Consider the following 14,116-nt stretch of genomic DNA (forward strand, 5'->3'; position numbering starts at 1 on the left):
GCCGGACGCCCACGGCCTCGGGGGCTTTCCCGCGAAGGCATCACATGATCATCCAGATAGACATAGAGTGCGATCAGAAGGGCGTCTAAGTCTGTATTCACACACCGACCATGGACGCCCTTCGTCATGCCCGCAGCCGATCACGGAATTTCACATCAGCGATCTAGTTAAGAGCGGCCGAGGTGCAGACGCTGCTTCTTTCCCGACGAGGCAGGAGGCGCGGGCAGTTCGGCCATTCCGATTGTTCGACCGTTGACCAGGTCGCACAGTAGACGTGTGACCGGCGTTGGCGGCTCCGACCACGAGGGCCTCAACCACGACACCGCCTGTAGGCGGGTGGAGGCGACAGAGTGGCAGTCAGCTGCCGTTGGCGGCGACCACCTCGGGCTGATCGCTACAGGTCCCGTACACCTGCCCAAGCGGGGAGGCCACACGCGCGCCCGATCCGCTTGGCCCCGCGGCCGCCGCTGCTGGCCGGCCGAGACGAGGTCATGACGCAGATCCACCACCAGCTCACCTCCTCCGAGCGGCGGCCCTGCGTGCTCGCGGTGCACGGATTCGGTGGGGTAGGCAAGACCAGCCTCGTGCTCGAACACGCCCACCACCACGCCCACGTCGCGCTTACGTCGCGTGAAGGTCCCGTGTTGGCGCGAAGAGGACGACCTACCAGGTGAGTCCATCTAGATGGCTATGGCCGGAAAGCAGGCGAGCGATGCGGTCCTGCGCCGCTTCGCGTATGTCGGGTTGGGGGTGGTGTGCGTAGAGCGCGAGCTCCCCGTACATGTCATAGAACTGCAACCGCTCGCGCAGATGCTCACGCTCGAACAGCTCCGGATACGCGCCGTGCAGCCATCCGGGGACCTTTGTGAGTGTGGTCTCGTCGAGCCCTCGTTCATCGGGTGTGGGTGGGAACTGCCGCGCCTGCGCGCACCAGCGCAGGATGGTATCGAGCTCGACATCCGCCGGCTGAGCCAACGCCTCCGCGAAGTCGATAAGACCGGTGACGCGCCCTTGGTCGACGATCATGTTGGATCCGTGGAGATCACCATGGACGAGGACGGGTTCGTCGGCGGCGAACAACGCCAGCCGCTCCTGGATCCAGTCGGCGACGTCCGCGAGCAGGCGCGAGTCATGACCGGGCAGTCGCCGGGCGGCCTCGACCTGCTGGAGCGCCGCACTCACTACGGGTGGGTGGAACGCAGGCCACGGCTTGCCGGCGAGTGCGTCGGCCAGCCAGGGCGGCAGCAGGCCGGCCGGGACAGGAACGCGGTGAAGTGCGCGCAACGCAATGCCGAGGCTTTCGATTATTGCTTGGCGCGTGTGCGAGTCCGCCGCCGGCCATACCTCGTGCACGGTTCGACCGGGCAGGCGTTCGGAGACACACCACGGCCCGTCCGGGCCGTCGCCGTGGGCGAGAATCCGGGCGTGTGGGACCTCGCTGCTGGCGAGCAGATTGACAACTGCGGCCTCGTGGCGATAGGCGTCGCGGAACCGTCCGTCGTTGCTCAGCCGTACGACGTGTTCATCGCCGATCCACACGCGGCTGACCCAGCCGGCCTTGGGAAGGAAGCGCCCGGTTGCCGGCAGACCAGCGGCCGCCAGCGTCCTCAGCAGCGCCGGATCGTTAGCCGGCTCGTCGACGAACACGGACGGGAAGCTACCTGTGCGGCAAGCGAGCTGCCACTCGGTTTTTCGGAAAGCGCCGCCCCGGTCCTCGTGTCGCATTGGCGGCAGACGGCCCGCGCGCGTCTTGCTGGAGGCCGGAGGCAGGAGCGCCGCAGTCCGCTCAGGATGGGCTGTCGGCTCCCCCGGAGGAGCAGATCGCCGCCGCGCGGCAGTTGCCAGTCTGGGAGCACCTGCGCGAGCTTGCCCCCACCCTGGTCTACGACGCCGTCAGATGCTGCGCGACGCGCTCCGGACAGCTCACGGCGACAGTCTGACGCATCGAGCCCGACCTTATCGATTCACTCGGGATCAACGAGCTCATCCATCAGGCCAAGGACAACGGCACTCTGACCACGGCGTGCGCGCCGCCTCTGGTGGCGTGGCGTCTTCACCCTCACGCACCTGACACCGCTCATCCCGCTCTGTGCGAGCCTCGAGGAGGTCATCACCGCAACCACGTCGTGGTGCTGCGGAGCTTGGCGCCGCCCGCCACGCTTGGCGCGATCTCAAATGGTGACGCACGGCAGGCCGATGGAGTGCCAGGCGCCGAAGCCGTCTTTGAACCATCCCTCAACGCAGTACGTGCCGCGCTTGAAGGGGCCGAACCAGCGCGTTTCCGTGGGTGGCCTGCCGGAGCAGTTCCGGAGCTCGCGGGTGTTGAAGTCGAAGCCGGGGCCCCAGAAGTGGAAGTGGGACTTGGGCCAGCAGCGGTTCCAGCGCCATGAGGCCTTGACCATGCCGGTCCTGGCGCTGTTGGGTCCCGCTTCGATACAGGTGTAGTGGTTGCATCCGTCCGCCATCATCGTTGCCTGGCCGACGGATGCCGCCGGGGTCGTGGCTGCGATGCCGGTCAGCGTCAACGCGAGAACGGCGACGGTGTGTCGGATATGCATGTCCGCTCCTCAATTCCGTAGGCGTGGTCAGAAGGTGCTGTGGCGGTAGAGGGCCGCGAGCGCGTGCAGCAGCGGGCTTTCGATCTTGCCCGAGTGCTGCTTGCCGTCCCGGTTCCGCCAGGTGGCATTCCACGCTCGCACCGGCTTCGGGCCGGTCTGACTCAGTCCGGAGTGAGTGATCTCCTTGGCGCGGGTCTCTTCGTACCTGACCCAGTGGGGGCCGCTGTGGCCATCGGTGGCGGAGCTCTCCGGCACGGTGTTGTCGCCGGTCGAGGTCACGAAGGTGTAGTCGGTGCCCATCTGGGACTGCGGGCGGTGGCCGACCCACTTCAAGAAGCCGGTGTTACCCACCCGCATGTCGCTGCATTGCTCGTGGGTGAAGGTGCAGGTGTTGGTGAAGTTGGCGCCCCGGTGCGGGGTGCCGAGGGTGACGACGTCTTCGACGTACAGGCGGGACGGCCACTTGCGGCTCTGCTTGCCGTACAAGTTGGTGCCCTGGATGGCGGCCTTGGTGACCAGGCCGCCCATGGAGTGCGCCACGATGTCGACAGCTATGCCCTTACTGGTGAAGTGCTTGTAGATGCGCCGGGCCAGGGCCGCGCCGACGTTCTGAATGCGGGTGTCGGTGGTGCCGTTGGCGTGCATGTCACAGTTGCGGTCGCCTCGGTAGAAGCCGAAAGTGTAGGACCTGGCTCGCCAGGCGTGCTGCTTCAGCACCAGCCGGGCGTTGTGCCAGGCGGCGGCGCAATCGGTGTCCGCGCTCCGGTTGAAGCCGTGCACGAAGATGACCGGACGGCCCTTGCCGTCAGCCCTGCGGGGCGCAGCCTCAGCGACGGCGCCCGCCGGGGTGGTACTCGCCGAAGTGGCGATGGCCGGAGCGGCACCTGCTGGGATGGTGGTGAGCAGCGGGGCCAGAAGGAGAGTCGGGGTGACAGCTCTTGCCATGGTCATTGCTACCTCCGAGGTAGGCATGTCGATGCTCTTCGTCGCAGGGTGTGGCTCTCCTGAAGGGCCTTCACAGCCTGGACGGTGGCGGCGCGGAGCGCTGCTGCTCTACGGCAGCGCGCTCAGGCGATGCCCCAGCGCCAGGGCGTGCACGTGCGGGCGCCGCCGGAAGGGCGGCACAGCCGGATGCCGACGTACTCCTTCTCCTGGAAGTTGGTGTTGATCCACCGCTGTCCGCAGTGACCCGGGTAGTTCCACAGGTCGTAGTAGGCGATCGGTTTCGAGCTGTGGTAGCGGACCTCCAGCGTGCCGGTCTTGCCGTCGCGGCAGGTATCGATCATCTGCAGCCAGTCGCCTTTGTGGTGGAAGGCACCGTAGAGGTTGCGCACGCCCTTGGTGGCCATCGCGGCGGTGACGTTCTGCCCGCGCCTGCCGGCGTCCCGGTGCGCGCTGGAGGGCGCGGCCTGTGCGGCGGAGGCCTTCCCCTGAAGGGAGCCGGATGCGAGTGGCTGAGCTGTAGCCGACGCGGGCGGGTTCAGCAACGCCGCCATCAGTAGTGCGGTCGCGGCCATCAAGCCGGAGCGCTGCCGGAGTCCCCCGCAGGCTCGGTTCGCGTCGTTCCGGGTGCGGGAGATGAATGTGAGACCAATCATGATCAGGCGGCGGGCCTGTTCTTGTCGGACGCGCTGCCCGGCCCGTCCTCCGCCGGTGGGGCAACCACCTATCCCCGCCCACGCTAGGACGGTCACCAGCATTGTTCTGCGTACGATTGCACACACTGACGAGAAAGCGAGCGGACCCTCACCCCTCGCTGGCTGGGCCTTTCCACCCGGCCGCGCTGCGCGAGCTGGCCGAGCGCCATGACCACGCCACCGACCTGCTGCAGGACGTGTGGAGCGCCGCCTACAAGAGCGACGCGAAGCTGCGGCCGCGCGCCCAGATGGAGCCCGGCCGCGCGATCAACCACCAGGTGGCCGCCGCCCTGGTGGCCGCCCCGGAATGGGGCGAGCTGCGCCGGGAGACGGTCGGCGACTCCTACGCCGCGGCGATGGCCGTGCTCGCCCAGTCCGCGCCGCTGCGCGCGATGCTGGAGCGCACCCGCGGGGCTGATGTGCACAGGGGCAATTCCGCCAATGCTGATCTTCGCCAGGCACAGATCGCTGGGCTCGATCTCACTCACGCGAATATGAGCGACACCGACTTTGCGCGGGGCGTGGCTCTCCTGCTCGCAGTTGCCCGATCTCTATGACAGCAACTACAACCGCGATCAGAACGTGAACCGATGGAAGGATGCCTTCTTCAGGGTAAGCGACGAGAGGGGACACGGGCCTCCTCCGGTGCAGGACTGGAAGAAGTGCCCGAGCGCCGCGTCGCTGCCGTGTGGACCGTGACCGCGATGTCCACCCCTGCTGGCTGCTGATCGGCCACACCGTGGAGGCCAGACCTCGGCCCGGCCGGTCATCGTCACCGACCTGGAGGAAGCCCGGGAGGCCGTTCGCGGGTCAGCGCGTCGAGAACTCGTCCGCCCGGTTCAGCGGGGATCAGGCGGCCCTGCCCGCACGCCGGCCTGGCCAGCCGGGCCGGCCTGGTCAGCAGCGTCGTGTGCGGTGCGTTTGGCGTGCAGGCGTTACCTGACCACGGCTGCGGGCCAGGTGCTGCTGGCGTGCGGGTCGCGGCGGTCAGCGACACTGCATGAACGGATCGCTAGGTGGCGAACGACTCGATCAGACGCTCGTGCGTCTCGGGTCACAAGATTCTTGCGCCAGCAGGTGTCCCGTCTCAGTAGGCCTTGCCTCTCGACGAGGCTCTGACCAGGTAAGAAGCAATCTCGGAGGAGACGAGGTAGCGGCCGAATCTCATTCAACGCTGTCGGCCAGACAAGGATCCCTGACGGCATCTCACGTCATGTTGTCGGCCGGAGCGTTTCCCGATCCAAGCGTTGACCGAGGTCGGGGCCCAGACGAGCATGGATGATCCCTGCCTGTCTCATGCGACGTTCTCCCCGGCGGCGAATCCAGCAAGATCATGTGAGACAGCGGCAACGTTGCGCGAGACGGGACAGCAGGACCCCGTCGCCGCCATAAGCCTTGGGCGCCGTGTTTCATGAGTGGTCGCCCGGTAAACGTCCGCCGTACCTGACCTGCGGGCTCGTTGTTTCATTTGTCGGTGCACGCGGCTGAGCTGCTGAAACGGACCCATGAAACGCCTCTGAGGACGGATGAGTCTGAACTGTCGGCGCCGCCGACCTGCCGGAAGGTGGCGGCGATGCCGCGCTGGGCGCTTCGCCGCCCCCAGGTGCCAGGGCCCGCCACCCGGCCATGTCGGGGCGTCTTGGACGATCAAGGGTTCAACCCGGCTGAAGTGGCCCGGGCCTGGCTGGCCCGGGCCACTTCATGGTTTCGAAGCGAAGCGCTGCCCGGTCAGGTGATGGTCCGCCAGCTGTTCAGGAACGGCCACTTGACGTCGAGATTCACCAGCTCGATGATCCGGCCGCCGGAGCCGAAGATGAGGCGCTCGTTGTCCTTGTAGTAGCTGAACTTGGTGGGCTCGCTGTTCTCGATCTCCAGCGAGACGTCATCGAGGTCGCTTTTGAACCGTTCGGGCAGGAACGCCTGATCGGCCAGGCGAGCGGTGGGGATGGTGAAGTTGAGGCCGTCGAAGAAGGTGAACAGGCCGCCTCGCACCGCGAAGTGCCGGACCCGCGCGGTCGGGCCGCTTCCGATGTTGAGGTCGCTGATGCCGTCGTACGGAGTGGGGATCGCGAAGGGCCCGGAGATGATGCCGGAGTCCTCGAAGACGATCGCTTGGTTGCCCTTGGTCCAGGTGTGACGCCAGCGGAAACCGGGACCGCTGAAGGAGATCCCTGCCGAGTCCACGTCGTGGGTGAACTGCTCGGGCAGGAACGGCCACTTCTGCCTGATCGAGGCCGGTCCCTCGATGAGCCTGAGGTCGTTGTAGATCGCGTACTGGTCGCCGATCAGCGCCATGTGCTTCCACACATTGCGTTCGTTCACGGTGGTGACGGCGTCGAAGTCGCGCAATGCCGCTCCAGTCGAGTTGGCGGATGCGGGTACGGCTCCGCCGCCCAGCACGGCTACGACGGCCAGCAGAGATATCAGCCACCGTCGTCGGGGCCGCGAACCTACGTGATTGCCGTGCACTCTGCGCTCCATTCATCCGGCCGAGCTTGTGCCCGGCGGTCGGGAGCTATTCGCATGAGATCCCCGCGGCGGATGAGACGGCCTGTCCTCTCCGGGAAGATCCGCCCAGTTCGTCGACGAGGTGAGCGCCACCGCCCACGGGCAGGTAAGTGATGTCGCCGCGTAGCGGGTGTTCGGCTGCTCGGCGGTGAAGTCACGCTGGATCAGGTCCGGCACCGGCGCTGCGTCCGGCTCCAGCACGGTAGTGCGGACCTTCTTGCGCAGCCGCGGCCCGGCGATGCCGTGCTCGCGCATCACCCGCTTGTGGTTGACCACGATTCCCGCCGCACGCAACTCGGCCGTCACCCGGGGCGAGCCGTAGGTGTACCGGTAGTGCTCGCCGATGTGCCACGGGAAGTAGTGGTGCGACCAGGCGGTCAGCCGGTTCACGTATTCGGTGAACGTCGAGAGCCTGTCCAGGAGCTCGCGGCGATCGTCGGCGGGTTCCCCGATCCTGGTGGCGTACTCCGCCAGCGTGGGGAAACCGTTGTAGCCGAGGAAGGTGCTGTAAATGGGATCAAGAGTACGGAAGACCCTCAGCACGTTGTCGACCGACAGGCTCTCGTCCGTCGCCATTCTCACGAGCTGGTAGAGGTTCATGGAGTAGTCGCGGACGATGCTGTTCGCGAAATCCCATGCGGTGAAATACTGATCATATGATCCGGGCAGGTCAGGGAGTGTTCCCGTTCGCATCTGCTTGATTTCGGATGGCTCCTCCGAAATGAACTTCGTGATCATGTCCCGGAGCTCTGGATATGCGGACACGTATCCTCCAACTTGGTTTCGAGAATCCTTACGACGCCACCCGCAGACGGTCGGGAGAGCATCGCCCCCAAAGGGGATGGATCTCTCCCGTGACAATCTGCGTTGCCAGGGTTCGTCCGATGAGCGGGGCAAGAGTGATGCCGCTGTTGGCGAATGCCTCGAAGTAGCCCGAAATACCAGACAGTGCGCCGACGCTGGGAAAGCCGTCCGAGGGGAATACCGCCGCACCGATGCGAACACGCTCGACGGCCGACGATGCCAGCGCGGGAACCGTCCGATAGACCCGATCGAGCAGGTCCTTGACGATCTCGTCGCCGGGCTCGGACCGGATCTCGGCCGGGAGGCCCACGTCGACCTGATCGGATCGCACCCGCACGCGGCCTGGTCCCGCGGACCGGAGGTGCGCCTCGGCTCCGCGCAGGACATGCCGTAGCGGATCGCCGTTCGCCGCGAGGTCGACCACGAGGCTGCTGCGCCGCGCGACCGCCCCCGACATGGGGGCTCCGAGCGCCGCGGCGACCGTGAGGGCCTCAGGACCCGCGGCATTGACGACCGCGTCGACCTCGATGACGGCCTGGTTGTCCAGCCGGAGCGCCACGACCCGGCCGCCGCGGACCCGAATCTCCTCGACGGCGCCCTTCCACACCTTCAGGTGGCCGGATCGCATCGCGGACTTGATCAATGCGGAGACCAGCCGTGGCCCGTCGACCCAGCCTTCGTCCGGGAACCGCACGATCGATGCCTGTCCGTGCGGGAACGCGATGCCCGGTTCCCAATCCCGGTTCGCCTGGGCGGGGTCGTACCAGATCGCCCGATAGCCCCAAGCGCTGAGCCGGTCGACGACCTCGCTGAACGACTCGCTGGTGCCGGCGCCACCGGTGCCGGCGGCATCGCTCCAGGCCAGACTGCCGGTCGGATGCCACCAGGGTGCGGAGGCGAACTGGTTCGCAAAGCGAATGTGCTCGATCATCCCGGTGTGGCTCAGTTCGAACCGCGGGTAGGTCGGTTGCTGGTAGGCGCTCAAGCGAGCGAAGCTGACATCCGTCGTCAGACCTCCAGGTTGCGCGCGCTCCACGCAATGAACCCGCACCCCGCGTTGCGCGAGGGAGAAGGCCACGCAAGCTCCAATGACGCCTGCCCCCACGACCCCGACCGTCTTCACTCGTTCGAGAGAATTCGTCACGAGCAGCAGGGCATCACGAGCGCTCACCGCCATGCAATAAATGAGCCAATTGGTATGGTTGGGCGGGCCGCGACTGGTCTGAATAACAACGGACAAGCAGGTTTTCGCTATTTGTCCTTGACAAATAGCGAGCATACATTCCGCGGAATGATGGAATTACCGAACGTCACCCTGATGGTGATTCTCCGGTGTCAAGACGCGAGCAGCCTGGCGACCTGACGCATCGCGGCGGCGAGCACGCCGACGGCTTCTGGAAGCTGGCCGCTGCGCACCGCGCCATAGTCGACCACGACCCCGGGCGCGAACGGCCGGCGGTCGAGCTGGAAGTGCCTGCCAGCATGCACGAGAACCGACCTCTCCCGTGCGACAGCGGTCAGTCGTACGTCGTCGACTCCGCTTGACCAGTGGATGTACGCGTGCGTACCTGCGGGAACACCCGTCATTCTGGCCCCGGGCAGATATCGCGCGACGGCGTCCCGCAGCGCCGAACGCCGTCCGCGAAAGACGCTCCGGACATGCCGTACATGCTGATCGAGCACGCCCGAGGAGATGAAGTGGGCGAAGGTCAGCTGAGTGAGCGGGTCAGGGGCGCCCAGTTGCATCCTGCCGAGCCGCGCCGTCACCAGGTCCGGCGCCACCGCCCAGCCGAGCCGTATGCACGAACCGAGCAGGGCCCCGGTCGCCCCCACGTAGATCACCCGGTCGGGACGGTGCCGTTGCAGGGCCAGCGGACCACTGCCCGCGCCGAGCCACAGGTGCCCGTCCCGGTCGTATTCGATCACCCAGCCGTTCACGTCGGCGGCCCAGCGCAGCAGCGCCTCCCGCCGGCCCGGTGACAGCGTGACGCCCGTCGGCACCTGCGACACCGGTGTGACCAGCACCGCTCGCGCGCCGGACCGCCTGAGCGCGTCGACGCTGATGCCCTGGTGATCCACAGGCACCCCGGTCACCGTGAGACCGGCATGTTCGGCGAGCCTGGCCTGCCAGGGCGCGCCGGGGTTCTCCACGGCGATGTGGTCGCCCCCGAGCCCGCGCACGACGTGGCACACCACGCCGATGGTGTGGTCGAAGTCCACGGTGAGAGCGACCTGCTCCGCGGCCGCCAGGACGCCCCGTGAACGGCCGAGGTAGGCCGCGAGCTCGGCGCGGAGTTCTGGGACGCCGAGGGGGTGGCGGCGCGGGCCGGTTCACCGATCGAGCGGCCCACGTGCTCGTAGGCCTGCAGCCATTCACGCGAGGGGAAGAGCACCGTGCTCGTCGCGTCGACCCGCAGGTCGAAGCGGGCTTCCGCGCCTCCGGCGGGCACGGCGGCCACGCGGCCGAGTTGCGGCAGATGTGTCGCCACCCTGGTGCCCGACCCCTGCATGGAGCGGAGATAGCCTTCGGCGCTCAGCTGCGCGTAGGCCTGGACCACGACGCTGCGGGAGTCCCCGAGGTCTTCGGCGAGATCGCGGCTCGACGGCAGCCGTACGCCTGGATGCAGGGTGCCGTCCTGTACCCGTCCGCGGATGGCCGACTGGATTTGCACGGTCAAGGGCACCCGCGATTTCCGGTCGATGGCTATCGGTAACATTGTTCCCCCGACGCTAATTCTCCGTTCAACGCGTATTCTCTTCCACGCTGGCATTCCCCGGCCAGCGATGGGCTGTCCCCCTCAGGGGCGAAATAGCGCTCCCGAAGGGGCGAAGTAGATTTTTGGCAAGTCGGCGGATGACCGTGGAAAGATTCAGCGTCCCGCCGACGGGACAGGATCCGGTACCCCGTCATCGGCCGCGCGCACCGTGCCCCGGCCGGCCACCAAGGCGACGATCATCTGGCCGGCGGCGGCGACGCACATCAACATGAGCGGTACCCGCCAGCCGGCGCTCATCGTGTGCAGCAGCCCGAAGACCACCGGACCCACGGCGGCCAGTAGATAGCCGATCGACTGCGCCATCGCCGACAGCGCGCCGGCGCCGGTCGCGTCCTGCGCGCGCATGCTCATGAAGGCCAGGGCGAGCACCAGGCAGGCTCCGCCGCCCAGTCCGAGGACGATGCTCCACAGCAGTGCCAGTCCTGGCATCACCACGAGTCCCAGGTAGCCGGCGAGCATGATGGCCGAGCAGATCGTCGCCAGAGCGCGCTGGTCACGTGCCCATCGCAGGGCGCCGGGCACCGCCAGGCTGGTTCCGACCGCGACCGCCTGGAACAAGAACAGCAGCCAGCCCGCCGCGGCCGCGCTCATGCCACTGTCCTGGAAGACCTGGGGAAACCACGTCACGACGACGTAGAAGCCCAGCGACTGCAACCCCATGAACGCCGTAACCGCCCACGCCAGCCCAGAACCCCACGGCAGCCGCTGATGGCGAGTCCCCTGCGCTGCCCGCCGCGGAGCCCGCATCTGGGGAAGCCACAGCAGGACCGCCACAAGCGCGAACACGACCCAGCAGCCCAGCGCGGTGTACCAACCGCCGGGGGCGATGTCACTGATCGGCACCGCCACCCCGGACGCCACCGCGGCCACACCGCCCATCACAGTGGCGTACGCGCTCGTCAAGAGTCCTATCTTGGTGGGGAAGTCACGCTTGATGAGGCTCGGCAGCAGCACGTTGCCCACCGCGATGCCCGCCCCGATCAGCACGGTTCCTGTGAACAGCCCGGCCGTCGCCGGCACCCACCGCAGCGCGATTCCCAGCGTCAGCACCACGAGCGCGTACCCAAGGAGTTGCTCGGCTCCCCACCGCGCGGCCAGCCGGGGCACCATCGGGGACAGCACCACGAACGCCAGCAGCGGCAGCGTGTTCAGCAGCCCAGCCACAGCCGGGGCCAACCCCAGATCAGCCTGTACGCGATCCAGCAACGGCCCGACACCGGTCAAACTAGCCCGCAGGTTCGCCGCGACCACAAGTATCCCGAACACCAGCAATGCCTGACCGGAACGCCGCGGTGACGTATTTTCCATGAACACCACGATCAAGCGACACCACGACCGGCAGCCAGACCGTGCTCAGGCTAGCCCCAAGAGGGCCACGCTGCGCGATGAGCGGCCTGGGTACCCTGTCGGAGTGGGGACGCCATTGGGGAACTTCATCCGGGCCAAGCGTGACAGCATCCAGCCGGAATCCCTCGGCCTACCGGAGCGCGGCCGCCGCCGCTCACCTGGTCTGCGCCGCCTGGACCTCGCCACGTGCGCCGGCATCAGCGTCGAATACCTGACCCGCATCGAGCAGGGCCGCGACCGCAACCCATCGCTGGCGGTCGTCAACTCCCTCGCCGACGCGCTCCGCCTCGAGAACTCCGAACGCAACCACCTGCGCTACCTCGCGAAGATCACCAGCGACGAATGCTCCGTCCAGATCCGGCCCGTGCCACCGACCTTGAGCGTACGGGCATCCGTCCTGCAGTCCCTCCGCCTCCTCGAATCAGGCGTCGCCATCGTGACGAACCGGCTGGGCGACATCCTCGCCCACACCAGCAGCTTCCAGCTGGTCACCAGCGGAACCGGACTGCTCGACGCCGCGCATCCCAACCTCAACCGCTACCTGTTCACCGATCCCCGCGCCAGGACCTTCTTCGTCGACTGGGACGACGTCGCGGACGAGCAGGCCTTCGACCTGTGGCAGGCGCCGTCCCTGGAAAATCTCGAGTGGCTCACGGCCGAGCTCACCCCCGTCGCCGGCCCCGACTTCACCGAGCGCCTGAACCGCCACGTGGTTCCACGCCGCGGCGTTCTCCGGCTCAACCACCCCGCCGGTCACCAGCTTCGCCTGCTGCGCGAGACACTCGAACTCCCCACGGACGCCCAGCAGCTCGTCATCTTCCTCCCGTCCGACGACCAGACGGCCGAGATTATCGACCAGCTTCAGCGCCAGTCCCACGGCCGGCTCCGCTCCATCTCGTAACGGCGCGCTCGTGTCGAGCGTGCGTGTAACGGCGTGCTCGGTCACCATCGTGCACCCCGCCGGGACGTCCGTTTTCGGAGCTACGATCGCGATATGGGGGAAATCGACCGTCAGTACGGCTGGCCGTACTGACGGTCGTCGCGAGTTCAGCGGCGGTTTTCATGGCCTTCAGGCTCCGGCGACCGTCGGCGCCTGTCCGGTGCCAGAAACTGGCAATGAGGGTCTGACCTGGTCTTCTAGGCGCGTCTCTTGTGTTGTTTCGGCTTCTGTATCTGCTGGTGGTCGGGTGTTCGGCTGGCTGGTGCTGCTCGCTCGGGGTAGCGCCGCCAAAGAGGTGGAGATCTTGGTGTTGCGGGCATGAGGTCGCGGTGCTGCGCCGATAGGTCGTTCGGCCCAGGCCGGACTGGGCCGAACGGGCATTGCTGGCCGCGTTGGCCAGGCTGTTACCCGCTCGCCTTCGGCTGCATCGCATCGTGACGCCTGGCACGCTGCTGGCCTGGCATCGGAGGTGGTGAAGAAGAAGCGGACCTTCCCCGCCAAGCAACGGCCGGCCATCGATCTCTGAGGAGACCCGCGCCCTGATCCTCCGGTTGGCGCGGGAGGTTGCGTCCACGGAAGTGGTGTACGAGTTTGACCTGGTCAACAGGTGTGGCGTCGTGAAATGAGAACGGCCATCGCGTGATCCTTCGTAGCAACGATTCCAAGAAGGAGAACGGCGATGACCGCGGACAACAGTGTGACGCCTGCCCGGTGGCTGGCGCAGCAGATCGAGACCGGTGATCCGGATCTGTTGCGATCCATGGTGAAGACCATGGCCGAGACGTTGATGTCGGCCGAGGCCGACAGCCTGTGCGGGGCCGGTTACGGTGAGCGCAGCCAGGAGCGGACCAACTCGCGCAACGGCTACCGCAATCGCGAGTGGGACACCCGGGCCGGCACGATCGAGCTCGCCATTCCCAAGCTCCGGCAGGGCTCGTACTACCCGGACTGGCTGCTGGAGCGACGACGGCGGGCCGAGCAGGCGCTGATCAGCGTGGTCGCCACCTCCTACCTGCTCGGCGTCTCGACCCGGCGGGTGGACAAGCTGGTCGAGCAGCTCGGCATCAAGCACATCTCCAAAAGCCAGGTCTCACAGATGGCCAAGGTGCTGGATGAGCAGGTCGAGGCGTTCCGCACCCGCGCCCTGGATGCCGGTCCGTACACCTTCGTCTGGATCGACGCGCTGACCCAGAAGGTGCGCGAGGGCGGCCGCACGATCACCGTGCACTGCCTGCTCGCCACCGCCGTGAACGCCAACGGCCAGCGCGAGGTCCTCGGCCTGGACGTCACCTCGGCCGAGGACGGCGCGGGCTGGCTGGCCTTCCTGCGCGGCCTGGTCGCGCGCGGCCTGTCCGGCGTTCAGCTGGTCGTCTCCGATGCCCACCGTGGCCTGATCGAGGCGATCGGCGCCGCCCTGCCCGGCGCGTGCTGGCAGCGGTGCCGCACCCACTGGAGCCGTAAAGAATCAAGGCGTTGCTTTTCGATCTTGAACTCGTTGACTTGGTATGGGCATACCGAGCGAGGTCCGCGATCAGCTCGTCTCGC

General features: G+C 67.1%; 10 protein-coding genes and 4 pseudogenes. 3 read left to right on the plus strand and 11 right to left on the minus strand.

The genetic code is table 11. The annotated features are described in order from the left end of the window. Positions 1–663: 663 nt before the first annotated feature. The 4 genes from ACFWYW_RS58065 to ACFWYW_RS58080 form a co-directional block, all read right to left on the minus strand. The gene (locus ACFWYW_RS58065) at positions 664–1,647 is read right to left on the minus strand and encodes a phosphotransferase family protein (protein WP_379627690.1); all 984 of its coding nucleotides are present in this window, start codon (positions 1,645–1,647) and stop codon (positions 664–666) included. Between the two features lie 524 nt (positions 1,648–2,171). Beyond that, on the minus strand, positions 2,172–2,558 hold the full coding sequence (locus ACFWYW_RS58070; RefSeq protein WP_379627688.1) for a hypothetical protein: 387 nt from the start codon (positions 2,556–2,558) through the stop codon (positions 2,172–2,174). 27 nt (positions 2,559–2,585) lie between these two features. Then, entirely contained in the window at positions 2,586–3,503 is a 918-nt protein-coding gene (locus tag ACFWYW_RS58075; protein ID WP_379627686.1) for an esterase/lipase family protein, read from the minus strand. A gap of 122 nt (positions 3,504–3,625) precedes the next feature. Next, positions 3,626–4,054 (minus strand): hypothetical protein, encoded by a 429-nt coding sequence (locus ACFWYW_RS58080; protein WP_379627684.1) that lies wholly within the window; start codon positions 4,052–4,054, stop codon positions 3,626–3,628. Positions 4,055–4,272: 218 nt separating this feature from the next. On the opposite strand from ACFWYW_RS58080, the gene ACFWYW_RS58085 reads away from it, so the two are divergent. Next, positions 4,273–4,752 carry a hypothetical protein gene (locus ACFWYW_RS58085; protein WP_379627682.1) on the plus strand — a complete coding sequence of 160 codons (480 nt, stop codon included), beginning with the start codon at positions 4,273–4,275 and terminating at the stop codon, positions 4,750–4,752. A gap of 1,171 nt (positions 4,753–5,923) precedes the next feature. Here the strand turns inward: ACFWYW_RS58085 and ACFWYW_RS58090 are convergent. The 7 genes and pseudogenes from ACFWYW_RS58090 to ACFWYW_RS58120 all read right to left on the minus strand — a co-directional run bounded on the left by ACFWYW_RS58090 (position 5,924) and on the right by ACFWYW_RS58120 (position 11,592). Beyond that, a complete protein-coding gene (locus tag ACFWYW_RS58090; protein WP_379627680.1) occupies positions 5,924–6,544 on the minus strand; it encodes a hypothetical protein in 621 nt (206 codons plus the stop codon). A 247-nt stretch (positions 6,545–6,791) separates the two neighbouring features. Next, positions 6,792–7,027, minus strand: a pseudogene (locus tag ACFWYW_RS58095) (IS3 family transposase); the annotation flags it as partial. A gap of 48 nt (positions 7,028–7,075) precedes the next feature. Beyond that, positions 7,076–7,441 (minus strand): annotated as a pseudogene (locus tag ACFWYW_RS58100) (hypothetical protein); the annotation flags it as partial. A gap of 55 nt (positions 7,442–7,496) precedes the next feature. Beyond that, complete coding sequence (locus ACFWYW_RS58105; RefSeq protein ID WP_379641439.1) at positions 7,497–8,786, minus strand: NAD(P)/FAD-dependent oxidoreductase; 1,290 nt, start codon at positions 8,784–8,786, stop codon at positions 7,497–7,499. A 56-nt stretch (positions 8,787–8,842) separates the two neighbouring features. Further along, a pseudogene (locus tag ACFWYW_RS58110) lies at positions 8,843–9,802 on the minus strand (PLP-dependent aminotransferase family protein); the annotation flags it as partial. Positions 9,803–10,005: 203 nt separating this feature from the next. Then, positions 10,006–10,278: pseudogene (locus ACFWYW_RS58115) on the minus strand (GntR family transcriptional regulator); the annotation flags it as partial. Between the two features lie 99 nt (positions 10,279–10,377). Beyond that, positions 10,378–11,592 carry an MFS transporter gene (locus ACFWYW_RS58120; protein ID WP_379627676.1) on the minus strand — a complete coding sequence of 405 codons (1,215 nt, stop codon included), beginning with the start codon at positions 11,590–11,592 and terminating at the stop codon, positions 10,378–10,380. A 103-nt stretch (positions 11,593–11,695) separates the two neighbouring features. Between ACFWYW_RS58120 and ACFWYW_RS58125 the strand changes: the two genes are divergently transcribed. Both ACFWYW_RS58125 and ACFWYW_RS58130 read left to right on the plus strand, forming a co-directional pair. After that, entirely contained in the window at positions 11,696–12,532 is an 837-nt protein-coding gene (locus ACFWYW_RS58125) for a helix-turn-helix transcriptional regulator (protein WP_379627674.1), read from the plus strand. A gap of 718 nt (positions 12,533–13,250) precedes the next feature. Next, positions 13,251–14,116: IS256 family transposase (locus ACFWYW_RS58130; protein ID WP_379627672.1), on the plus strand; the 866-nt coding region annotated here is incomplete at its 3' end.

This window comes from Nonomuraea sp. NPDC059023 (assembly GCF_042740095.1).
In the GTDB taxonomy this organism is placed as follows: Bacteria; Actinomycetota; Actinomycetes; order Streptosporangiales; family Streptosporangiaceae; genus Nonomuraea.